General features: G+C 69.6%; 1 protein-coding gene. It reads left to right on the plus strand.

Annotation, left to right across the window (positions count from 1 at the left end; all coding sequences use genetic code 11):
* Nucleotides 1–60 precede the first annotated feature (60 nt).
* The gene (locus NH602_RS30955; RefSeq protein WP_125911214.1) at nt 61–1,212 is read left to right on the plus strand and encodes an IS30 family transposase; all 1,152 of its coding nucleotides are present in this window, start codon (nt 61–63) and stop codon (nt 1,210–1,212) included.
* The last annotated feature ends 16 nt before the right edge of the window (nt 1,213–1,228 follow it).

Consider the following 1,228-nt stretch of genomic DNA (forward strand, 5'->3'; position numbering starts at 1 on the left):
CTTGGACTCAACCGGTCAGCGCAACACCCCACAGGTAGTTGATCATGATAGGGGTGGGCGATGGCACGCTTGGGCAGGCCGGGGATGTCCGATGAGGACCGCACTGATCTGTGGGTCCGTTGGGGGCGAGGGGAGTCGATCAGTGACATCGCTCGGGCGATCGAGCGGCCCCCGGGTTCAGTGTTCACGGTGCTCAAGTCGAGCGGGGGCTATGTTCCGCCGCCACGCCGGCGCCGACCGGGGACGCTGACTGCCGCCGAGCGCGAGGAGATCTCGCGCGGGCTGGGCCAGAACAAGTCGATGCGCGCGATCGCGGCCGAGATCGGCCGACCCGCCTCGACGGTGAGCCGCGAGATCGCCCGCAACAAGGGCCGGCGCAAGTACCGGGCGGTCGACGCCGAGGACCGTGCCTGGCGCCGGGCACGGCGCCCGAAGGTGTGCCTGCTCGCGCGGCGTCCGCTGCTGCGCGGGTTCGTCGCTGACAGACTCGGCGAGGACTGGTCGCCCGAGCAGATCGCCGGGCACCTGGCCAAGCACTTCGAGCCGGGCTCAGGGATGCGGGTGTCGCACGAGACGATCTACAAGTCGCTGTTCGTGCAGACCCGCGGCGTACTGGCCAAGACCCTGCAGAAGCACTTGCGGTCGGGGCGGCCGATCCGGCGCAACGTGCACAACACCACCACCGGGCAGTGGCGCTCGCAGATCACCGACGCGGTCTCGATCCGCGAGCGCCCCGCCGAGGTCGCCGATCGGGCGGTGCCCGGGCACTGGGAGGGCGACCTGCTGCTCGGGCGCGGCACGACCCAGATCGCCACCGTGGTCGAGCGCACCACCCGGTTCACCGTGCTCGTCGCCCTGCAGGGACGCGACATGGACACCGTCACCTGGGCGCTGTCGCAGCAGATGTGCCGGCTGCCCGAGCAGTTGCGCCGCTCGCTGACCTGGGACCGCGGGATGGAACTGGCCCGACACAAGATCGTCACTGCGCGGACCGGGCTGGAGGTCTACTTCGCCGACCCGGCCAGCCCCTGGCAGCGCGGCACGAACGAGAACACCAACCGGCTGCTCCGGCAGTACTTCCCGAAGGGCACCAGCCTCGGCGACGTCACCCAGGCCCAGCTCGACGAGATTGCCCACCGACTCAACACGCGCCCCCGTAAGACCCTCGACTTCGACACCCCGGCTGATAGATTCGAAGCACTGTTGCGCTGACGGGTTGAGTCCAAGC

This window comes from Pseudonocardia sp. McavD-2-B, from assembly GCF_024124365.1.
In the GTDB taxonomy this organism is placed as follows: domain Bacteria; phylum Actinomycetota; class Actinomycetes; order Mycobacteriales; family Pseudonocardiaceae; genus Pseudonocardia; species Pseudonocardia alni.

Bases quoted from the DNA above. Each gene is read 5' to 3' on its own strand.
- NH602_RS30955 (WP_125911214.1), top strand. From the start codon at position 61: ATGGCACGCTTGGGCAGGCCGGGGATGTCCGATGAGGACCGCACTGAT.